Genomic DNA, 20,315 nt, shown 5'->3' on the forward strand with positions numbered 1-20,315 from the left:
TCGTTTTAATGAGGTTAGAAGCGGAATCCTACGTTGAGGAAACCGTTGAGTCCTTGTGCATAGTAATATTTAGAGTGGCGTGAGAACTGGTAAGGACGCTCGCGGCCGTCGTCGTATGCATCATCGCGGTTCTGTTCGTATCCTCCGGTTTTCATGTCCGTATTGTTGGTCACGTTGTTCAGCGTCAGGTTGATGCTCAGAGAGCGGCCCTTTTGCAGGCGGATGTATTTGCCTATGGAAAGGTCGAGCATGAAACCGCCATCGAACTCTTCCTGTCCGGGGATGTTTACGCTTACCTTGTTGCCGTCTTCACCTACGGTCCCGTTCTCACCGGCTGACACACCCAAAACCTTACCTAATCTGCGGTAAGTGGAGAAGTCGATGAATCCGCGGTGGTAGTAGTTACCGTTGATACTGAAGAACCAGCCTTTCACATTGTAGTCCAGTCCGAGACTGTAGGCAGAGAGCGGAGTTCCGCTTTCTTTCATTCCGTCGATATACACGACATCTTGCGTAGTCTCGCTTTCGTTTTCGTAAGTCAGATTGGCGTTCGGGTTGTTCACATATTCGGCGTTGTTGAATGTGCCCAACGCTTTCAGGGTCAGGTTTGACGTGAGTTTTACGCTGGCAGCCAGTTCTACTCCCATATATTCTTTCTCGACTCCGGTCATCGACAGGTAAGTGTAGCGCGACTCCTGGTCGTTGTAGAACTGGTCGAGTTCGGTCACATTGTTGAAACGCGTGTAGTAGCCGCTGACTTTGAAAGCGAAGATGGGACCGTTGAACGCATAGCTGGCTTCGGCTGTCATTACTTCTTCGTTGGTGAGGTCCGTGGCGAAGTCGTTCTTCAAACGGGGGGCGATGAATGCATTGTAAGGCAACGGTGCATTTTCTTCATATCCAAGCCCGACGTTGAACACGTGTTTGCCTCCGATACGGAACGTTGCCCCGGCCTTGGCTCCGCTTTCCAAGAATTTGGCTGTGCCGCTCTTGCCTTTTGAGTTGTTGGCCGCACGGCCGTTGCGCATCAAACCTTCGCGTTCCATGGTCGTTCCGCCCAAACGTCCAGCAAAGAACAAGCTGTAGAAACTCTTGTCGAATTGGTAGTTGGCCCAGACGTTGGCTTTGTTGACGAATATATTATAGTCGTAGCCGAACTTGTCGTCTTCACCGATCAGGCGGTTAGGATTGTCCAAATCGTTTTGAATCATGCTGGAGTTGTAGCCATAGTCGCGCACGGAGAATTTGTCTACGTCCGTGTATTTGTTGGCACCCAACAAATCTTTCATGGTTTTGTAGTGCATGCCTTTGGTGGTACTGACATTTAACCCGGCTGTGATATTGCCGTACTTTTCCATGTCGCGTTTCAGGGTGGAACCGAAGTTGAAGGCCATTTGGTCGTTATGACGGTTTTCTACGTAGTATAAGGCTTCGCCCCCTAACGTGTTTTGCTGGGCGTTGGCAAAGTACATGGCATCCCAATCGAGTTGGCGGTGGGACTTTGCGCTCGTCCAATAATTGTATGCGTTCTGCCAAGTTTCCACATCCTCGTCGCTCAACGGTTGGTTGAATACGTTGCCGCTGATTTGTCCGCTCGGTAACTTTTTGTAGTAATCCGGACGCGGGTCGGCGGCATTTCCGCTCCATCCCAAAGCGCTGCTGGCGTACATGCTGTATTTTCCGGAGAACGATGTAGACAGCTTGGTTCGTTCGTTGATGTCGAAATCCCAAGTGACAATCGCCGTCGGTTCGAAAGAATTTACCACACGTGCATTACGCTTTTCACCGTTTTGGTAACCCCAGTTGGGGTTGTAGTAATGGTCGTTGGCCAACCAGTAAGCTTCTTCTGTGGAAGAACCCTGTTGGGCGCGTTCAGTGGGAGAACCCCAGGTCGTGAAACTCAAACTATGCCGGTCGTTGAAGCGTTTCTCGAACCCTAACAAGTAACTGAACGAATTGTAGAACGTGCCTTCTACGAATCCTTCATTAGCCCAACGGTAACCGATAGAACCCGTGAAGGCCCATCCGTTGCTCATCAGCCCCGAAGAGTAGGTGTACATGCCTCGTGCACGATAGTTCCGATTGGTTCCGGACAAAGATAATTTGTGGCCTGCGGCGTATTGTCCGGCCCGTACATTAATATTATCCGCTCCTCCCACCGACGTATAGCCGAATTGGTTCATTAGGAAAAACGGGGAGCCTTCACGATTACGGGTCGCGTCGTTCAGTCCTCCGATAGAACTGTAACTGAATACGCCTCGCTCGGCATCATTGAACTGGATGCCGTTGATGAACATGTCGTTGTTGGAGTTCTGATAGGCCCGCAGGCGGAAACGCATGGGGCTGAATAGATAGCCCACTTCAGACAAATACAGGTCGTTGCCGACCCCTGTGATGGCCGAGACGGTCTGGCCCGCATCGTCATCTTCATTGAGTTGCGATTCTGTGAACGAAAAGTCCGCATTCTCGTTCTGTGCCCGTTGTTGGAGCACGGCCAGAGTATCTGCCTGTTGTGCGTGGAGCAAGGCCGACACGAAGAATGCCGATAGAATCAAAGTTGTCTTTTTCCCCATATCTCGTAGATTTATTGTATTGTTGTTACAAAGAAACACATAATTTTCAAATTAAAGCCATCCCGGACTAACTTTTTGCCATTTTTTTTTGGCTCGGTTGCCGAAAAAAGCCATATTTGTAATAGAGAATTAACAAAACGTTAAAAAAACATCTTATGAAACGAATGTTTATGGTTATGGGCTTGTTCGTGTTGCTGTTTACGGCAGCTCGTGCCCAAGAGAAGAAATTCGGCATGTATGCGGTTGGGTTTTATAATCAGGAAAATCTTTTCGACACCATTCATGACGAGGGGAAAAATGATTTCGAGTATCTGCCGGACGGGGCTATGAAATGGAACGGAATGAAGTATTTCTCCAAATTAAAGAACATGGCCACGGTGTTGTCGGAGATGGGGACGGACAAGTTGCCCAATGTCGGTGCATCTGTCATCGGAGTGTCTGAGGTTGAGAATAGCCGTGTGATGCAGGATTTGGTGGAACAACCGCCTTTGAAGGCACGTGGAATGAAGTTCGTCCATATCGAGGGACCGGACCGACGTGGCGTAGATTGTGCGCTGATATACAATCCCCGTTTCTTTACACCGGAAAAGTCGTTCCTGCAACCTTATATATATGAGGCAAAGGACAGTGCCTATCATACGCGTGGATTCCTGACCGTACAAGGAAAACTGGCGGGAGATGACGTGGCCTTTATCGTATGCCATTGGCCTAGCCGTGCTGCGGTTTCATATTATAGGGAGCGTGCCGGGAAACAGGTCCGTATGTTGAAAGACAGTATCAGCAAGGCAAACCCGGGAATGAAAATCATTGTGATGGGGGATATGAACGACGATCCTTTCAGTCCGAGTATGGCGAAAGCTTTGGGAGCCAAACGCGAAATGAAAGATGTGGGCGAGTCCGATTTGTATAATCCTTGGTGGAATGTGCTAACTAAAGAAGGACGGGGCACGTTGATGTACGACGGCAAGTGGAATCTTTTCGACCAAATCGTAATGACTCCCAATTTATTGAATTTGGACGGCAAGAAGGATTATTCGACCTTGAAGTTCTTTAAGCATGAGATATTCTCGCGTAATTACCTGTTCCAAACCGAAGGGCGATACAAAGGCAATACCAAGCGTACGCATGCCGGCGGAGTGTGGCTGAACGGTTATAGCGACCACCTTCCGGTTGTGGTATATTTGGTGAAAGAGATGAAATGACACTGCAAGCACTCCCTCGAAACGGTAAAATACGCTTCGGGGGATTTTTTTTGCTTAAAAGATACAGGCGGTAGGTATGGATTTGAAGAAAAATGTCTATCTTTGCCCTACCAAAAAGAGTGAAATGAATTGTTCTTTTTATAAATTATAAAGATATGGTTAATTACAAAGACTTAGGCTTGGTGAACACCAGAGAGATGTTCAAAAAAGCCATTAATGGCGGTTATGCCATTCCTGCTTTCAACTTCAACAACATGGAGCAGATGCAGGCTATCATTCAAGCAGCCGTAGAGACCAAGTCTCCGGTGATTCTTCAGGTTTCTAAGGGTGCCCGTCAGTATGCCAACGCTACATTGTTGCGCTATATGGCTCAGGGTGCTGTTGAATATGCAAAGGAATTGGGTTGCGCCAATCCCCAAATCGTGTTGCACCTTGACCACGGTGATTCTTTCGAGACTTGCAAGAGCTGTATCGATTCAGGTTTCTCTTCTGTGATGATCGACGGTTCTCACCTTCCGTATGACGAGAACGTGGCTTTGACGAAGAAAGTTGTTGAATATGCCCATCAGTTCGACGTAACTGTAGAAGGTGAGTTGGGCGTGTTGGCCGGAGTAGAAGACGACGTTGTGGCTGAACATCACACTTACACTCGTCCTGAAGAAGTGGTTGACTTCGTAACCAAGACCGGTTGCGATTCTTTGGCTATTTCTATCGGTACTTCTCACGGTGCATATAAGTTCAAACCCGAACAGTGCCACGTTGACCCCGCTACAGGCCGTTTGGTTCCTCCTCCTTTGGCATTCGATGTATTGGACGGTGTAATGAAGGAACTTCCGGGCTTCCCCATTGTTCTGCACGGTTCTTCATCTGTTCCTCAGGAAGAAGTAGATACCATCAACAAATACGGTGGCAAGTTGGAAGCAGCTATCGGTATCCCCGAAGACGAATTGCGTAAGGCTGCCAAGAGTGCGGTTTGCAAGATCAATATCGACTCAGACTCTCGTCTGGCTATGACGGCTGCCGTTCGCAAGGTATTTGCTGAGAAGCCGGCAGAGTTCGACCCGCGTAAATATTTGGGTCCGGCTCGCGACAACATGAAGAAATTGTACGAGCACAAGATTGTCAACGTTTTGGGTTCTGACAACAAGTTGTAATCCGGTCGTACGGCGTATAAAAGTTAAAGGGCTGCTTTCGGGCAGCCCTTTTTCATGCTTATTGCATGTTTAGTAGGTTTTCAATTTTCCTCGCCGTTGTCCGTCAGTTGTTTGATAGCTCCGTTGCTAGGGTAGAAAGTGACTTGTGTGGTGGTCTTTTTGTCGAAGAGCACATTGCTCAGGATTTCTACATTGCCGAATTGGCCCATGGGGAACTCTCCTTTGCAGAACTCTCTGGAAGCATTGAATACGCTGACCGCCACTCGTTCAGGTACATTATAATATACTCCTTCTTCCATCTTACCTTTCTTTTTGGCAGCCTTTTCGTCCACGACGGGTTGGGGGAGGGTATTCATGTTTTTCAAAGAGAGGTAGACCGGTTCTCCGGATAAATCGTCATTATCCACTACGCCCAGTTTTTCCGAGAAACGGAACAGCACCATACGGTCTGTGAATTCCGCAGGTGTGAGTTCTATGGTGAAAACCTCCGTACTGGTGTCCACTGTGCCTTTGAACAGTTGTGTAAGAGCGGTTTCCTGCATCGTCAATTGGTCGAGCATCAATTTGAGTTGGGCGCCGTCCTTCGGCATGTTGTCCGCTTCGCCCTTAATCAATGCCGTGCGGCTGTCCCGGATATCGTAGATTTCTTCGGCCGTCAGCTCGGCTATTTTGGCATTGCTTCCGGCTGAAAGGATTTCCTGGTTCATGTAATCTCTGGGATTGAGTCTTTTAGGAGCATCATTTCCTTTCGGTATGGCCGGCAACGGTTCCTCTTCCCCGTCGGTATTGATGGACAGGAGGATGCCTTCGGAAGTGAGGCCTACCAACGGGGCTACGGTTCTCTTTTTAAGCTGTATGCTGTAAACTTTTTGAGGATCGGGTACTCCGTAAGGTACCATATCTATACTTTTTATACTCCACTTCGTGTAAGGTTCCTGAATTATTTGGGATAAACGGAGATAGCGGTCAGCATATTTGCTGAATTCTCCGGGGGTATAGACTTGCTTTTCAGCCACGACGACCAAACGAAGGGCTGTACGGGGCAAGTAATAGGTTACGCCCTCCACCGTGGCACCGGGTACGTACGGGCTTACTTCGGTTTGTGCGACGGCACCGAGTGTGCAAAGCGCCAGTCCGCATAACAGGGTTCTTGCTTTCATAAACTTTATTTTTATCAGTGTTTATTCTTTTAATTTCTTAAAGGCTTCGGGGAGTGCGTCGATGATGTCGCTAGCAATCATGCTTTCTTCGCCTAACCTTTCGCGTGCGATGTCGCCGGCCATGCCGTGGAGATAGGTACCCAACTGGCAAGCTTCATTGGCCGTATATCCCCGTGCCAGTAAAGCCGTAAGGATACCGGTCAGCACATCACCGCTTCCGGCCGTGGCCATGCCTGCGTTGCCCGTGGGATTGATGATAACGCGTCCCGTCGGTGTACAAATCATGCTGTTGTGTCCTTTCACGATGACATATAACTGCATTTTGATGGATAGCTCGCGGGCTTTAGCCATACGGTCGTAACTGTCGGTACATGCTCCCACGAGGTTTTCCAATTCTTTTGGATGCGGAGTGAGAATCGTGTCTTGTGGGATTTCCGGAATCCATTCCGGATGGTTGCCTAAGATGTTGAGTGCGTCTGCGTCGAGTACCATTTCGCCCGGATGGTTACGGATGAAAGTACGCAGCGCTTCTGCCGTTTCTTCGTGTGTGCCCAGTCCGGGACCGATGGCCAGAGCGTTGTAGTCGTAGGTACTTATGGCTTTCGACACCCGGATGTCGGACAAATCATGGCTGAGTATGGCTTCGGGCACACTGCATTGCAAGATGTTGTTGTTCATGTCCGGCGTGTGGACGGTCAGTTTGCCCACTCCACTTCTCAGGCAAGCCTTTGCCGCGAGGATGGTTGCGCCTCCCATGCCGTACTGTCCGCTGACGAGCAGGGCATGCCCCATGCTGCCTTTGTGGGCGAAAGGGTTACGCGGTTTGAGTATCTTTTTCACCTCTCCCGGCTCTATTACCGTAATACTACAGTCCATAGCCGCCAATCCCTCGGCGGAAAGCCCGATGTCCACGGGCTTCACTTCACCGAGATATTTCTGGTTCTCGCCGAAAAAGAAGGCCAGTTTAGGAAGCTGGATGGTCAGGGTCAGGTCCGCACGGACGATGGCCGACGGATTATTGTATGTGTTGTCTTCGCTCATCAAGCCGGATGGGATGTCGATGCTCACCACTTTGGCCGGGCTGGCGTTGATTCTTTTCACGAGACCGGCATAGCCCCCGTCCAAAGGCTTGTTCAATCCGGTACCGAACAGTCCGTCTATGATGACATCTTTTGCGTCCACTTCAGGGAAGGAGAATTGGGAAGATACTTCGGTGAACATCAGTCCGGCCAGGTTTTCCAGTCTTTTCTTGTTGTTCAGGCAATCGTCGCTGAGACGTCCCGTGATGTTGAACAGATACGTCTGTACCGTATACCCGGCGTTGCAGAGCAGGCGGGATACCGCCAAGGCATCACCGCCGTTGTTACCCGGACCGGCAAACACGATAAAGCGGGTAGCGGTGGTCCAACGGCTTTTCAGTTCGGCTGCAATCGCTTTTGCGGCACGTTCCATCAAATCGATGGATGAGACGGGTTCGTGCCCGATGGTGTATTTATCTAATTCTTTAAACTGGGTCGAGGTGAGTATCTTCATGACAAATAAAACTTCGTTTTCTTTCGTATTCTCTTGGTTTTGCACTATATTTGCACAAAATTAGCAAAAAGATATGGAAACACTTCAGATAAAGGATAAAAAATTTGCCGTATCAATACCTGAATCCGAGATATTGAAACAGGTGAAGCGGGTGGCAGGGGAAATCAACCGTGATCTTGCCGGGACAGAGCCTGTTTTTCTGGCCATATTGAACGGTTCTTTTATCTTTGCGGCCGATTTGATGAGGGAAATCAGGCTTGCTGCACAGATATCGTTTGTCAAGTTGGCTTCTTACGTGGGTACGTCTTCAACCGGTTCCGTCTGTGAGATGATAGGGCTGAATGCCGATATCGCCGGACGGGATGTCGTGGTTGTGGAGGATATAGTGGATTCCGGATTGACGATGAAATACGTGACAGAAATGTTGGCGAAGTACAATCCCCGTTCCATTTCCATTTGCACCTTGTTGCTCAAGCCCGGTAATTTGAAAGTGGATTTGGATATTCCGTACAAGTGTTTCTCCATTCCCAACGATTTCATTTTGGGATATGGGTTGGATTATGACGGTTACGGGAGGAACACCCGTGACATTTACACCGTCGTGGAATAAGTTGGCAGTATCTATTGCCGGGAAAGGAGGAGAAAGATTGTTTCAACCAAATACAAAATAAGAACGATGAAGAATATTATTATTTTCGGTGCCCCGGGATCAGGCAAGGGCACTTACAGTGACGAGATTGTGGCAAAATACGGCATGGGGCACATTTCTACCGGTGACGTGTTGCGCGGAGAAATCAAGAACGGTACGGAGCTGGGCAAGATTGCCAAGGGATATATTGACAACGGCCAGCTTATTCCGGATGAGCTGATGATTGACATCTTGGCTAAGACATACGATGCACAGACGAAAGGCCAAGGGGTGATATTCGACGGTTTCCCCCGTACCATCGCGCAGGCCGAGGCTTTGAAGAAGATGCTGGCCGACCGCAAGGACGACATGGGCATGATGATAGAGTTGGTGGTGGACGAAGAGACGTTGATGGCGCGTTTGCTGAACCGTGCCATCGAACAGGGACGCGCCGACGACAATGAAGAAACCATCAAGAAGCGTTTTGACGTGTACCGTAACCAGACGGCTCCTTTGGCCGAGTGGTTCGAGAAAGAGGGTTTGCGCCATACTTTCAACTGGAAAGGTTCGAAAGAACAGATGTTGGCGGAAATCTTTGAAGCGATAGACGCTGCAAACAAATAATTTATATGGCAGAATCCAATTTTGTAGACTATGTGAAGATATACTGCCGTTCGGGCAAGGGGGGGCGCGGTTCGGCGCACATGCGCCGGGCAAAATACGTGCCCAATGGCGGACCGGACGGCGGAAACGGCGGCCGTGGGGGGAATGTTTACCTTCGCGGCAACCGCAACTATTGGACGTTGCTCCATCTGCGTTATGACCGGCATGTCTTTGCCGGCCATGGTGGGAACGGCTCCAAAGCCCGGTCGTCGGGCAAGGACGGCGAGGACAAGTATATAGACGTGCCGTGCGGAACGGTGGTCTATAATGCCGAGACGGGAGAATACCTTTGCGACGTGACGGAGGACGGACAGCTCGTGTTGTTGCTGAAAGGAGGCCGGGGCGGTTTGGGCAACTGGAATTTCCGTACGGCCACCAATCAGGCGCCGCGGTATGCCCAACCCGGGGAGCCGATGCAGGAGATGATGGTCATCATGGAATTGAAGCTGTTGGCCGATGTCGGTTTGGTGGGGTTTCCCAACGCCGGGAAATCCACTTTGCTCAGTGCCGTGTCATCCGCCCGTCCCAAGATAGCCAATTATCCCTTTACGACACTCGAACCCAGCTTGGGCATCGTGTCCTACCGCGACAACCAGTCGTTCGTAATGGCCGATATTCCCGGCATCATCGAGGGAGCCAGCGAGGGAAAAGGGTTGGGGCTGCGTTTCCTGCGCCATATCGAGCGCAACTCTTTGTTGTTGTTCATGGTGCCCGGCGACACGGAGGACATCCGGAAAGAATATGAGATACTGTTGAACGAACTGGCCACGTTCAACCCCGAAATGCTCGACAAGCAGCGGGTGTTGGCCATTACGAAAAGCGATTTGCTGGACGATGAGCTCATACAGATGCTTTCCGAGAACCTGCCCGACGTGCCCCATGTGTTTATCTCTTCGGTCACGGGGACGGGCATAGCCGAGTTGAAAGACTTGTTATGGAAAGAGCTGAACAGCGAAAGCAATAAACTTCAGGCCATTACCGGCCAAAGCAAGATCGTGCATAAGAACAAGGATTTGAAATTCCTGCAGAATGAGCTGAAAGCCATGGGCGAGGATGAAGATATCCAGTTTGTGGACGAGGAGGAGATAGAAGACCTTGACGATTTCGAATACGAAGAGGATTGGGACGACGAACCTCAAAAATAGTTCCGGAAGATGGGTGGACCGGAATTGCTGACATACGATTTGGGACAGGGCGTCTGTGCTTTTAGTACGGAGCGTCGCGGAGGTTATAGCGAGGGAGCATACGCTTCTTTCAATGCCAATGCCTATTGCGGGGACGACGAACGCATGGTGCGGCTCAACCGTGATTTGTTGTGCGAGTCTTTAGGTTTGGAGACATCCCGTTTGATTATACCTCATCAGATACATGGCGCACGGGTGCGTCGTATCGATGAGGCTTTTTTTATGCAGGCCGATGCCGTCAAGGCGGTTACGCTTGAAGGAGTGGATGCCGTGATGACGGACGTGCCGAAGGTGTGCGTGTCGGTGTCTACCGCCGATTGCATACCTATATTAATATACGACCGGGTGCATCATGCCGTAGCCGCCGTGCACGCCGGTTGGCGGGGCACGGTGTTGCGCATTGTGGAAGCCGTCCTGCATGCGATGTCAGGCGCGTATGGTACCCGTCCGCAGGATGTGGAGGCGGCCATCGGTCCTGGCATATCCTTGGAAGCTTTCGAGGTGGGTGACGAGGTGTATGAAGCTTTCCGCACGGCCGGTTTCCCGATGGAGGAGATGGCGAGGCGATATCCTGTCGCCGGAGACGGGAGTGACAGGATGGAAAAATGGCACCTTGATTTGTGGCAAGCCAACCGGGGCTTGTTGGAGGATTGTGGTGTGCCCTCTGCACGGATTCATTTGGCCGGAGTGTGTACTTACGGCCATTCCGAACGTTTCTTCTCCGCACGTCGCTTGGGCATCCGTTCGGGGCGCATCCTGAACGGTATTTTTCTGACGGACTGATTAAAAAATATGGATATATGGTGAAGCGTGTTTCTATTTTGTGTCTCGCTTTGTTGTTGGCACTTTTGTATTCCTTTACGGGCAGCCGCAAGGAGCGGGTGGATTTCTCGCGCGTGGAACGGCGTATGCTTCATATCCCGACAGCCGGATTGTTCGACGGCACCGGTTATTTCACCGTGACTTCAGCCGATATGGAACGCGACGGTTGGAGTTTTCCGGTGGAGGGCGGAGTGTTGTTTACTCCCGATTTTCGTCATGACCCCATCGGTTGGTATATCATGTCACCTGAGGTAAAGCACGAAGTCAGGGCGGCCATGCAGGGCCTGGTACGCTTGGTGCGTAAAACGGATTTAGGAAAGACGGTCGTGGTGCTCCATCCCAACGGGATGGAAACGGTGTATGCCCATCACGCCAAGACGTTGGTGGAGTCCGGCGATTATGTTTCTGCCGGGCAGGCTATCGCATTAGCCGGTGCGGACCATGGCGTGGTCTATACCTATTTCGCCCTGATGGTGAACGGCGTGCCGATGAGCCCGTCCACGCTGGCTCGTCCCGATGGTAGTTTGAAGTTCGATGCCATGCAGTTTCGTCTGGATGAGTCCGGTTATGTCCGTGCTTCTTTCTACCGAACGGGCGAGATTGAAGAACGTCCTCCCCGTTTCGACTGGTTTCGGGTGTCGGAATTGGTGGACTTGGATCGTCCTTTTTCAGCCATGGAAAGGCAACATGTAGGTGTGGCTACACCTGGGTTGTTTGACGGGTTTTCCTCGTTCACGATAGACTTGTCCCGGATAGGGAAGTGGAGTTATCCGCTGCTTGGTGCCAAGGTGATCAGTCCCTACGGTGGGGCACGTAAGAACCATACAGGAACGGATCTGAAGACGAAACCGCACGACAAGATACGGGCGGTGTTCGACGGGATAGTCCGCTTCTCCGGAAAGTACTCTGCATACGGGAATATGGTGGTAGTGCGCCATGCCAACGGTCTGGAGACTTGTTACAGTCATAATGCCAGGAATTTGGTTCGTGTAGGTGATCGGGTGAAAGCCGGTGACGTGATAGCCACCGTGGGGCGCACCGGTAGGGCTACGACGGAGCATTGTCATTTTGAAGTCCGGGTGAATGGCGTGCCGTTCAATAGTGATTACATTTTTGACCACGGGCGGCATGTGTTGAGGAAAGACAAACTCACCTTTACTCGTAAATCGAACGGAAGCATCTCTGTACGAAAGAAATAATACTAATTTTTTCCGTTTGGAAATTAATCCGTATGTTTTTGCTTATATACTATTATTTGATGAATTATTGATGATTAGAAATGAAGAATCTATTTGGAGAGGAGGAGCTAAACTTTAGTGAAGGGAAAGGAAGGCATGTTTCAGGTTACAGGATTTATGCCCCCAAGCAGGAGGGGCTTATCGTTCATAATGATTTGCCCGAATTCTACCCACAGCTTCCTGAAGGGAAATATGACATAATATATGCTGATCCGCCATGGGACTATGGGGGGAAAATGCAATTCGATAAGTCGGCCATTAAGGCGGAAAACAAGGATTGGAAACGCGACATATTCATTAGTGCGGCGAATTTCAAATACCCGACACTTAAAACAAAAGAAATGAAAAAGATTCCGATTAATGAAATTGCTAGCGATTCGTGCCTTTTGTTTATGTGGGTGACCAACCCTCATCTTGCGCAGGGCATCGAATTGGGACAGGCATGGGGGTTTGAGTATAAGACGGTAGGCTTCGTGTGGGACAAGATGAACCATAACCCCGGCCGATATACATTGTCCAACTGCGAACTTTGCCTTATTTTCAAAAAGGGGACGATACCCCAACCGAGAGGTGCGAGGAACATTCAACAATTAATCCGTGTACCCAGGATGGAGCACAGCAAGAAACCCCTTGAAGTACTCCATAACATAGAGCTGATGTTTCCAACACAAAGAAAAATCGAGCTTTTTGCTCGCAGTCGTAATCCGGGTTGGGACGTTTGGGGATTAGATGTAAGGGAGGTTTACGAAAGGGAGTGACCAATATAGGGGAAAGGAAGCTGACTATGCTTCCTCTTCCCTATTCCAATAGAGGGGCTATGAATTTTTCGAAATGTCCTATCAGTAGTTCGGCATCTTTTGTGTTCCTCCAAAAGAAATAATTCTCTTTGAACTTGTCAAACCAAAACGTTATTTCCCTGACGCGACAAGGATCCCTTGTTATGTCCCCTTGGAAAACAATCCAAAAAGGTAATGATGGTTCTGCTATATGGCCTGCATCCCTTAATAATTTTATGAGTCCTGGCGTAAAATACTTGCACAGCCTTTCGTGTGCATTGCCCCTGCCTGCTGATCTTGGTTTTCCTTCCACCCATCCGTCTTGTCTTTTTAGTTCGACATATATGGTCTTGTTCGTCCTTGTGTTGCGGATAAGGCAATCAGGCTGTATGCCATGTTTCTTTATGGGGGAAGGAGGAGTATATATGGCCATCTGTTCTTCTAACGGAAGTGGAACGTTTACATATATAGTGTTGAAACATGTAGGCTGCGTATCCAACACATATTCTGTGTCTTGGAACAGCAGTTCGAATACACTATAAAATGAATGTTCGGCCATGGCAGCACTGTGCCCGCCATAGTCTTGCCATTTCCTCCTAAAACGGTTGTCTAAACTTCCCATGTCAATCAAACAAATCCTTTATATTTACCTTTAGTGCTTTGGCTATTTTTTCTATGTTTAACAAGGTTATGTTTTTTTCCGCACGCTCAATCATTCCGATGTAAGTACGGTGTACGTGGGCTATTTCGGCAAGTTGTTCTTGTGAAAGCCCCTTTTCATTTCTCAGCCGTTGGACTTTTTGCCCAAATTGAATCAGTATGTTTTCTTTCTCCATATTTTAACCAAAGATAAGGCATGGCAACTTTTCGCGCAACATACTATGATTAGCATTAGTCTAAATGTGCATAAGGGCTTGTGAAAGTTGTGTAAAAAATATAAATTAAAAACAGGCACAAGCAGTGGGGATAAGAAATCCGTACTACTTGTACCTGTTTCTAATGCTGTCTATGTGGGCAGGAAACCTTACTTTTTATGCCGGTTGGCTCTGCGGCGGCGGATTTCAGCCTTCATTTTTGCCGACCCGGAACCATGCGCTCCCGTGATGTAAGCTTTCTTTTTGGCTTTGGTTTTCACTTTGTTTTTTGAGTTTCCAGAAGTCTTTTTAGCACCCCCTGAAAACACGATTCCTCCCGTGATTACCTTGTCGATGTCATCTCCTCCAAAGTTTGCCATAAGTGTGCCGTGGGATTAATGGTGGAACAGGCGGACGCCGGTGAAAGCCATCGTGATGCCATACTTGTCGCAAGTCTCGATTACATGGTCGTCGCGTACGCTACCGCCGGCTTGTGCCACGAACTGTACGCCGCTCTTGTGCGCCCGTTCGATGTTGTCGCCGAAGGGGAAGAATGCGTCCGACCCTAAGGCCACTCCAGTGTTTTGTGCAATCCAGGCTCGTTTTTCCTCGCGTGTGAGCGGTTCCGGCTTTTCGGAGAAGAATTTCTGCCATTCTCCGTCGGCCAACACGTCCATATAGTCGTCGCTGATATAAATGTCGATGGTATTATCTCGGTCTGCACGGCGGATTTTCTCCACGAACGGCAGGTTCATCACCTTCGGATGTTGGCGCAACCACCAGATGTCGGCCTTGTTGCCCGCCAGACGCGTACAGTGGATACGGCTTTGTTGTCCGGCTCCGATACCGATGGCCTGTCCGTCTTTCACGTAGCATACGGAGTTGCTTTGCGTGTACTTCAGGGTGATGAGGGCGATCATCAAGTCGCGTTTAGCCTCGTCGGTAAACGTCTTGCAGGCCGTGGGGATGTTCTCGAACAAAGCCGGGTCGTTCAATTTGATTTCATTGCGTCCTTGCTCGAATGTGATGCCGAACACCTGTTTATGTTCTATCGGTTCGGGAACATAGTCCGGGTCTATCTTGATGACGTTGTAAGTGCCTTTGCGTTTCTCGCGCAGGATTTGGAGTGCTTCTTCCGTGTAGTCCGGAGCAATCACTCCGTCGCTGACTTCGCGTTTGATGAGGGTGGCGGTAGCGGCATCGCAAGTGTCGCTCAGTGCGATGAAGTCACCGTAGCTTGACATACGGTCGGCACCGCGTGCACGGGCGTATGCGCAAGCGATTGGAGTGAGGGGAATTTGCACGTCATCCACAAAGTATATTCTTTTTAACGTGTCGCTCAACGGGAGGCCGATGGCTGCCCCGGCAGGAGACACGTGTTTGAAAGACGTGGCGGCAGGCATGCCGGTGGCTTCTTTCAGTTCCTTGACCAGTTGCCAACCGTTGAGGGCATCCAAGAAGTTGATATACCCCGGACGGCCGTTGAGTACTTCAATCGGCAGTTCGCCCTCGGTCATGTAAATGCGCGAGGGTTTCTGATTCGGATTGCATCCGTACTTTAAAGCTAATTCTTTCATATCGAGTGATTAATACAGAAGCAGCCCGACACGCATACTGCATGACGGGCTGCTTTCAAATTTGTGGAGCTGGAGGGAATCGAACCCTCGTCCAAACAGGGAAACCATACGCTTTCTACACGCTTATCCCGGCCTTCGGTTTTCGTGCGCAAACAAGACCCGAGCCACCCATTTACGCCTTATCCTTTAAGATTTCACCGTCCGTGCAAGGCCGCGGACGACTATCTCCGATTTAGCTGCACCACTTTTCCGGAATGCTTCGGAGCCACAGCTTCCGAGTGATGTCTCGTTTCAGCACCTGGTGCCGAAATAAAGGTAATCTACTATACTTCGATCACGCAGCGAGAGCGTAGTTGTTTTCGCCAGATAAATTCTTGGTAACTGAGATTATAGAGGAAATCACCGACCCTCTGCGTGCTTACGTACCATTCCATCCTGCTGTCAAATCCATGTCAACCCCGGATGTTTGAATTGCAAAGATAAGATATTCTTTTGAATAAAGGCATAAACATGCTGTTATTTTTTCTCCGGTTCTTTATTTTTTCTACACGGTTAAGTCATTACTTGTGAGAGAAAAAAAAATATCGTTATTTTGCAATAATTTCACTCTTGTGGAGTTTTATACTTAGATAAATTAGATTTAATGAATTGGAAAATGAGTCAGATGTCTGTCAATATGGAGATTTGTGATGGGATGAATTGGGTGGAACGAGCCATTAAAAAAGGTCTTGATACCATATTTGCTTTGTTGGGTTTGATAGTGTTGTCTCCAGTTTTTTTATTAGTTTATTTTTTATTAAAAAGGCAAGGTGATGGACCTGTATTGTTTAGACAGGAACGAATAGGGTACAAGGGAAAACCTTTTTATATATTGAAATTCCGGACAATGAGAGTTGATTCAGAGAAGGACGGGAAACCTTGTTTAGCGAAGAAAGGGGATGATAGGTTAACTCCTGTAGGTAGATTTTTGCGTGAACATCATTTGGATGAATTACCTCAGTTGTGGAATGTTTTTCGGGGGGATATGGCGTTTGTGGGTCCTCGTCCTGAACGGCGTTACTTTATTGATTTGATTAGAAAGGAGAATCCTGATTATGATTATATTTATTTGATGCGTCCGGGATTGACTTCCATGGCAACTTTATATAATGGATATACGGATTCGATGCAAAAAATGCTGATTCGTTTGCAAATGGATTTAGAATATTTGCAACAGCGTTCGTTGTTTTTAGATATAAAAATTATTTTGACCACTGTCGTTTTTATTTTAAAAGGAAAGAAATTTTGATGTATATGGCAAGGAGGATATTGCTAGCCTGTTTGGCGTTTTTTTGGTTTCAATTTATTTTTTCTCAATCCATGTCGGACGATCAGGTGGTACGTTATGTCATGGAACAGCAGGAGAAAGGGAAAGACCAACAATATATTGTTTCCCAATTGCTTCAAAAAGGTGTAACGGTAGATCAGTTGCGGCGTATTCGTAAAAAATATGAGGCAGAACAAAAGCAGCCCGGAGCTTTGGACTTGACCGGAACGACACAACCCAAAAGTGGAACGTCCCGCTTGAGGACCAACAAAGAAAAGACACGGGATGAACGCCAGAAACAGAATGGTTATATGGTTCGTTCGCGACGTGAAATAAAGGATGGAGAGGATAAAACGCTGAAGGGCCAACAACTCAACGAAGAGATAGGGTTTATGGATATAGACTCATTGATTTATTATCGTAATTATTTCAAGGAAGACGACCGTCAAGTCTTTGGCCGTAATATCTTCAATAATGAAATGCTGACTTTTGAGCCGAGCATGAATATACCGACTCCGGCAAACTATCGCCTGGGAGCCGGTGATGCTGTAATTATAGACGTATGGGGGGCTTCACAGACTACTTTCGAGGGGACGGTGTCGCCCGACGGAACTGTGACAATAGAGGGGGTTGGGCCTTTGGCATTAGCCGGAATGACTGTAAAAGAGGCTAACGACTATGTTAAAAAGCAATTAGGTCGTTTTTATGCGAATTCCAACATAACCTTGACCGTTGGGGAGACACGATCTATACAAGTACAGGTGATGGGTGAGGTGATGGTACCGGGGACTTATACGTTGAGTGCCTTATCTTCTGCTTTCAATGCGTTGTATGCGGCCGGGGGAATCAGTGAGATCGGGACGTTACGCGATATAAAAGTATTCCGTCAGGGACGTGTGGTTTCAACCATCGATGTCTATGATTACATTCTGAACGGGAATACAAAGGGGGATATCCGTTTGGCGGATAACGATGTGATTGTGGTAGGGCCGTACGAATGCTTGGTGAATATACGGGGCAAGGTGAAGCGTCCTATGTTTTATGAAATGAAAGAAAACGAAAGCGTCTCCCGTATTTTGGATTATGCCGGAGGGTTTGCCGGGGACGCTTATACGGATAATGTGCGTCTGATACGTAAAAGCGGACGAGAGTATTCCGTGTATACGGTGGATGAGTTTGAAATGAACGGTTTTTTATTGAAAGACGGAGATTCTTTATATGTTGATTCGGTTATTCCTCGTTTTTCCAATATGGCAGAAATACGCGGAGCTGTGTTCCATCCCGGACAATATCAGATGGATGGGAGCATCAAGACTGTACGCCAGTTGATTAAAGCGGCCGATGGGTTGCGTGAAGATGCTTTTCTTAAACGGGCTGTAATGCACCGTCAAAAGGAAGACCTGACGATGGAAGCTTTATCCGTGGATGTGGAAGGTATTATGGACGGGACGGTAGCCGATATCCCTTTGCGTAAGAATGATATTTTGTTTATTCCAAGTTCGTTGGATATGAAAGGGGAGCGGACATTGACAATTGATGGTGAGGTTAATTTTCCAGGTATCTATCAGTATGCGGACAATACGACGATAGAAGACCTTGTACTTCAGGCCGGAGGGTTTACGGAGGCAGCCTCCATGGCGAAAGTCGATGTGTTCCGCCGTATCAAGAATCCGGATGCGGTGACCGATGATGAGAAACTGTCAGAGACTTATAGCTTTTCTCTCCGTGACGGTTTGGTGATGGGTGACGGTCAGGACTTTCATCTCCAACCGTACGATGAGGTTTTTGTGCGTAAAAGTCCGGCTTATTCGGAACAGCGCAATGTGAAAGTGAGTGGTGCCGTGAACTTTTCCGGAAGTTATGCCATGGATAATAAAGATTATCGTTTGAGTGATTTGGTAAAGGCGGCTGGAGGCTTGTCTTCTTTGGCTTATGCAAAAGGAGCCCGTCTGCAACGTTTGTTGACAGAAGAAGAAAAAAAGCAACGTGAAAGTGCTATGAAGGCTTCCCAAATACAAGTTTATGAAGAAAGCTTGCGTTCGGAAAAAGAATTTAATATGGCGCAAGCAGATTCAATTTTGAATTTGAAGTTGGATTTGGGGGATACTTATCCTGTTGCCATTAATTTAGAGAAGGCGATGAAGAATCCGGGAAGTTTGGACGATGTGCGTTTGCGTGAAGGGGATGAGTTGGTGGTACCTCAATTTTCGAATACGGTAAAGATCAGTGGGGAAGTGATGTATCCTATTTCCATTAATTATGAGAAAGGAAAACCGCTCAGCTACTATATTAAACGCGCTGGAGGTTATGCCGACCGTGCGCATAAGTCCCGTGTGTATACCATTTATATGAATGGTTCTGTAGAGCAGTTAGGACGTCGTTCAAGCAAATCCATCCAGCCTGGGTGTGAGATTGTGGTTCCGACTAAACCACAGCGTAATAAGATGACACCACAGGAGATGATGACGATAGGGACCTCTACGGCTTCAATTGCTACAATGATTGCAACGTTAGTGAATATACTTAAATAATGCATTATGGACCCAAAAAAGGAACCTCAGCCAATAGATTTGGTAGAAATTTTTCAAGTATTATTCAAACAAAGATTATGTATTGCTAAGATTTGTGGCATAGTCTCAGTTGTGGCTGTTATATATGTATGTAGTATACCACGTGGATATAACGCCACCGTGACTTTGGCACCGGAAATATCGTCGGGTGCATCCTTGTCTGGTAATATAGGCTCTTTAGCGAGTATGGTTGGACTGAATTTGGGTAGTAGTATGAATGGAGATGCTCTTTATCCCGAGATTTATCCAGACGTGTTGAATTCTACGGATTTCCTTGTGTCGCTGTTTGATGTGAAAGTTCAAACAGCGGACGGAGAGATAAAGACTACATTATATGATTATTTTGCTGTGCATCAGGAACGCCCGTGGTGGAGTGCCGGTTTTTCTTATATAAATTCTTTTATTAAGAGTATTTTCCCCAAAAAAGAAGAGCAAGTTAATTCAGAAGGAACAGATTCTTTTTGGTTGACGGAGGATGAATCTAATATCTGTAAAATGATTTCGGATAATATATCTTGTTCTGTAGACAAAAAAACAAGCGTAATCACAATAGGTTTTACGGCACAAGATGCCCTTGTGGCTGCGACGATGACAGATTCGGTCAAACAGAGATTACAAGATTTTATTATTGAGTATAAGACAAGCAAAGCACGTAATGATCTTGTTTATTTTGAAAAAATGCTTAATGAGAGCCAAAAGGATTACGAAGCAGCTCAACGTGTATATTCTGAATATTGTGATACGCATAAGGGTGCCGTATTACAGTCTTACATGTCTCAGCAAGATTTCTTGGAGAATCAATTGCAATTGTCGTATACTTCCTATAGCCAATGGGTCCAGCAAGTTCAAATCGCTAAAGCCAAACTGCAGGAAAAAACTCCATCTTTTACGGTCGTGAATTCTGTGACAGTGCCTTTGCGTCCTTCCTCTCCTAAACGTATGTTAATTGTTGTGGGTTGTGTATTCTTTGCTTTTTTATGTTCCTCTTTATATGTATATGGAAGAGAACAGATGTTAAAGAAAAAAGAATTGAAGATGCCGGAATAAAATGATTTTCATAATACTTTTCCTATTT

The 20,315-nt window shown here is 47.8% G+C and carries 18 protein-coding genes and 1 other RNA gene; 11 read left to right on the forward strand and 8 right to left on the reverse strand.

What is annotated here, in order from left to right; all coding sequences use genetic code 11:
* Positions 1-14: 14 nt before the first annotated feature.
* A complete protein-coding gene (locus AC5RDV_RS10950; protein WP_282747828.1) occupies positions 15-2,573 on the reverse strand; it encodes a TonB-dependent receptor in 2,559 nt (852 codons plus the stop codon).
* A 155-nt stretch (positions 2,574-2,728) separates the two neighbouring features.
* Between AC5RDV_RS10950 and AC5RDV_RS10955 the strand changes: the two genes are divergently transcribed.
* The gene (locus tag AC5RDV_RS10955; protein ID WP_021980891.1) at positions 2,729-3,775 is read left to right on the forward strand and encodes an endonuclease/exonuclease/phosphatase family protein; all 1,047 of its coding nucleotides are present in this window, start codon (positions 2,729-2,731) and stop codon (positions 3,773-3,775) included.
* Between the two features lie 155 nt (positions 3,776-3,930).
* Positions 3,931-4,929, forward strand: coding sequence for a class II fructose-bisphosphate aldolase (locus AC5RDV_RS10960; RefSeq protein WP_008630200.1), 999 nt, complete (start codon positions 3,931-3,933; stop codon positions 4,927-4,929).
* Positions 4,930-5,009: 80 nt separating this feature from the next.
* Here the strand turns inward: AC5RDV_RS10960 and AC5RDV_RS10965 are convergent, their stop codons facing one another.
* Both AC5RDV_RS10965 and AC5RDV_RS10970 read right to left on the reverse strand, forming a co-directional pair.
* On the reverse strand, positions 5,010-6,089 hold the full coding sequence (locus AC5RDV_RS10965; protein ID WP_008630199.1) for a DUF4831 family protein: 1,080 nt from the start codon (positions 6,087-6,089) through the stop codon (positions 5,010-5,012).
* Positions 6,090-6,110: 21 nt separating this feature from the next.
* Complete coding sequence (locus tag AC5RDV_RS10970; protein WP_040603249.1) at positions 6,111-7,622, reverse strand: bifunctional ADP-dependent NAD(P)H-hydrate dehydratase/NAD(P)H-hydrate epimerase; 1,512 nt, start codon at positions 7,620-7,622, stop codon at positions 6,111-6,113.
* A gap of 73 nt (positions 7,623-7,695) precedes the next feature.
* Between AC5RDV_RS10970 and hpt the strand changes: the two genes are divergently transcribed.
* From hpt to AC5RDV_RS11000, 6 genes are all read left to right on the forward strand, one after another.
* Entirely contained in the window at positions 7,696-8,232 is a 537-nt protein-coding gene (gene hpt, locus AC5RDV_RS10975; protein ID WP_008630197.1) for a hypoxanthine phosphoribosyltransferase, read from the forward strand.
* 66 nt (positions 8,233-8,298) lie between these two features.
* The gene (locus AC5RDV_RS10980) at positions 8,299-8,874 is read left to right on the forward strand and encodes an adenylate kinase (RefSeq protein WP_039865135.1); all 576 of its coding nucleotides are present in this window, start codon (positions 8,299-8,301) and stop codon (positions 8,872-8,874) included.
* A gap of 5 nt (positions 8,875-8,879) precedes the next feature.
* Entirely contained in the window at positions 8,880-10,058 is a 1,179-nt protein-coding gene (obgE, locus tag AC5RDV_RS10985) for a GTPase ObgE (RefSeq protein ID WP_282747827.1), read from the forward strand.
* Positions 10,059-10,067: 9 nt separating this feature from the next.
* The gene (pgeF, locus tag AC5RDV_RS10990; RefSeq protein WP_008630194.1) at positions 10,068-10,880 is read left to right on the forward strand and encodes a peptidoglycan editing factor PgeF; all 813 of its coding nucleotides are present in this window, start codon (positions 10,068-10,070) and stop codon (positions 10,878-10,880) included.
* A gap of 17 nt (positions 10,881-10,897) precedes the next feature.
* Positions 10,898-12,118, forward strand: coding sequence for a M23 family metallopeptidase (locus AC5RDV_RS10995; RefSeq protein WP_282747826.1), 1,221 nt, complete (start codon positions 10,898-10,900; stop codon positions 12,116-12,118).
* A gap of 80 nt (positions 12,119-12,198) precedes the next feature.
* Positions 12,199-12,915, forward strand: coding sequence for an MT-A70 family methyltransferase (locus tag AC5RDV_RS11000; protein WP_282747825.1), 717 nt, complete (start codon positions 12,199-12,201; stop codon positions 12,913-12,915).
* A 40-nt stretch (positions 12,916-12,955) separates the two neighbouring features.
* On the opposite strand, the gene AC5RDV_RS11005 is transcribed toward AC5RDV_RS11000, so the two are convergent.
* The 5 genes from AC5RDV_RS11005 to ssrA form a co-directional block, all read right to left on the reverse strand.
* Entirely contained in the window at positions 12,956-13,555 is a 600-nt protein-coding gene (locus AC5RDV_RS11005; protein ID WP_282747824.1) for a MunI family type II restriction endonuclease, read from the reverse strand.
* A 1-nt stretch (position 13,556) separates the two neighbouring features.
* Positions 13,557-13,769 carry a helix-turn-helix domain-containing protein gene (locus tag AC5RDV_RS11010; RefSeq protein WP_282747823.1) on the reverse strand — a complete coding sequence of 71 codons (213 nt, stop codon included), beginning with the start codon at positions 13,767-13,769 and terminating at the stop codon, positions 13,557-13,559.
* Between the two features lie 188 nt (positions 13,770-13,957).
* Positions 13,958-14,167, reverse strand: a complete 210-nt coding sequence (locus tag AC5RDV_RS11015; RefSeq protein WP_008630192.1) for a hypothetical protein — start codon at positions 14,165-14,167, stop codon at positions 13,958-13,960.
* Positions 14,168-14,182: 15 nt separating this feature from the next.
* Positions 14,183-15,364 carry a phosphoribosylaminoimidazolecarboxamide formyltransferase gene (locus AC5RDV_RS11020; protein ID WP_008630191.1) on the reverse strand — a complete coding sequence of 394 codons (1,182 nt, stop codon included), beginning with the start codon at positions 15,362-15,364 and terminating at the stop codon, positions 14,183-14,185.
* Positions 15,365-15,425: 61 nt separating this feature from the next.
* Positions 15,426-15,824: a transfer-messenger RNA gene (gene ssrA, locus AC5RDV_RS11025) on the reverse strand.
* A 195-nt stretch (positions 15,825-16,019) separates the two neighbouring features.
* Here ssrA and AC5RDV_RS11030 point away from each other — a divergent pair.
* From AC5RDV_RS11030 to AC5RDV_RS11040, 3 genes are read left to right on the forward strand one after another with little or no spacing between them, the layout of a single operon-like run.
* A complete protein-coding gene (locus tag AC5RDV_RS11030; protein WP_130894337.1) occupies positions 16,020-16,652 on the forward strand; it encodes a sugar transferase in 633 nt (210 codons plus the stop codon).
* Positions 16,652-19,201, forward strand: coding sequence for an SLBB domain-containing protein (locus tag AC5RDV_RS11035; RefSeq protein ID WP_130894336.1), 2,550 nt, complete (start codon positions 16,652-16,654; stop codon positions 19,199-19,201). Before AC5RDV_RS11030 ends, AC5RDV_RS11035 begins: the two co-directional genes overlap by 1 nt.
* Before the next feature lie 6 nt (positions 19,202-19,207).
* On the forward strand, positions 19,208-20,287 hold the full coding sequence (locus AC5RDV_RS11040) for a Wzz/FepE/Etk N-terminal domain-containing protein (protein WP_008630188.1): 1,080 nt from the start codon (positions 19,208-19,210) through the stop codon (positions 20,285-20,287).
* Positions 20,288-20,315 lie beyond the last annotated feature (28 nt).

It is taken from the genome of Paraprevotella sp. (genome assembly GCF_986071375.1).

What these genes read in the sequence shown, in the direction of transcription:
- AC5RDV_RS10950 (WP_282747828.1), bottom strand. Translation starts at nt 2,573, where the DNA reads ATGGGGAAAAAGACAACTTTGATTCTATCGGCATTCTTCGTGTCGGCC.
- AC5RDV_RS10955 (WP_021980891.1), top strand. Translation starts at nt 2,729, where the DNA reads ATGAAACGAATGTTTATGGTTATGGGCTTGTTCGTGTTGCTGTTTACG.
- AC5RDV_RS10960 (WP_008630200.1), top strand. Translation starts at nt 3,931, where the DNA reads ATGGTTAATTACAAAGACTTAGGCTTGGTGAACACCAGAGAGATGTTC.
- AC5RDV_RS10965 (WP_008630199.1), bottom strand. Translation starts at nt 6,089, where the DNA reads ATGAAAGCAAGAACCCTGTTATGCGGACTGGCGCTTTGCACACTCGGT.
- AC5RDV_RS10970 (WP_040603249.1), bottom strand. Translation starts at nt 7,622, where the DNA reads ATGAAGATACTCACCTCGACCCAGTTTAAAGAATTAGATAAATACACC.
- hpt (WP_008630197.1), top strand. Translation starts at nt 7,696, where the DNA reads ATGGAAACACTTCAGATAAAGGATAAAAAATTTGCCGTATCAATACCT.
- AC5RDV_RS10980 (WP_039865135.1), top strand. Translation starts at nt 8,299, where the DNA reads ATGAAGAATATTATTATTTTCGGTGCCCCGGGATCAGGCAAGGGCACT.
- obgE (WP_282747827.1), top strand. Translation starts at nt 8,880, where the DNA reads ATGGCAGAATCCAATTTTGTAGACTATGTGAAGATATACTGCCGTTCG.
- pgeF (WP_008630194.1), top strand. Translation starts at nt 10,068, where the DNA reads ATGGGTGGACCGGAATTGCTGACATACGATTTGGGACAGGGCGTCTGT.
- AC5RDV_RS10995 (WP_282747826.1), top strand. Translation starts at nt 10,898, where the DNA reads ATGGTGAAGCGTGTTTCTATTTTGTGTCTCGCTTTGTTGTTGGCACTT.
- AC5RDV_RS11000 (WP_282747825.1), top strand. Translation starts at nt 12,199, where the DNA reads ATGAAGAATCTATTTGGAGAGGAGGAGCTAAACTTTAGTGAAGGGAAA.
- AC5RDV_RS11005 (WP_282747824.1), bottom strand. Translation starts at nt 13,555, where the DNA reads ATGGGAAGTTTAGACAACCGTTTTAGGAGGAAATGGCAAGACTATGGC.
- AC5RDV_RS11010 (WP_282747823.1), bottom strand. Translation starts at nt 13,769, where the DNA reads ATGGAGAAAGAAAACATACTGATTCAATTTGGGCAAAAAGTCCAACGG.
- AC5RDV_RS11015 (WP_008630192.1), bottom strand. Translation starts at nt 14,167, where the DNA reads ATGGCAAACTTTGGAGGAGATGACATCGACAAGGTAATCACGGGAGGA.
- AC5RDV_RS11020 (WP_008630191.1), bottom strand. Translation starts at nt 15,364, where the DNA reads ATGAAAGAATTAGCTTTAAAGTACGGATGCAATCCGAATCAGAAACCC.
- AC5RDV_RS11030 (WP_130894337.1), top strand. Translation starts at nt 16,020, where the DNA reads ATGAGTCAGATGTCTGTCAATATGGAGATTTGTGATGGGATGAATTGG.
- AC5RDV_RS11035 (WP_130894336.1), top strand. Translation starts at nt 16,652, where the DNA reads ATGTATATGGCAAGGAGGATATTGCTAGCCTGTTTGGCGTTTTTTTGG.
- AC5RDV_RS11040 (WP_008630188.1), top strand. Translation starts at nt 19,208, where the DNA reads ATGGACCCAAAAAAGGAACCTCAGCCAATAGATTTGGTAGAAATTTTT.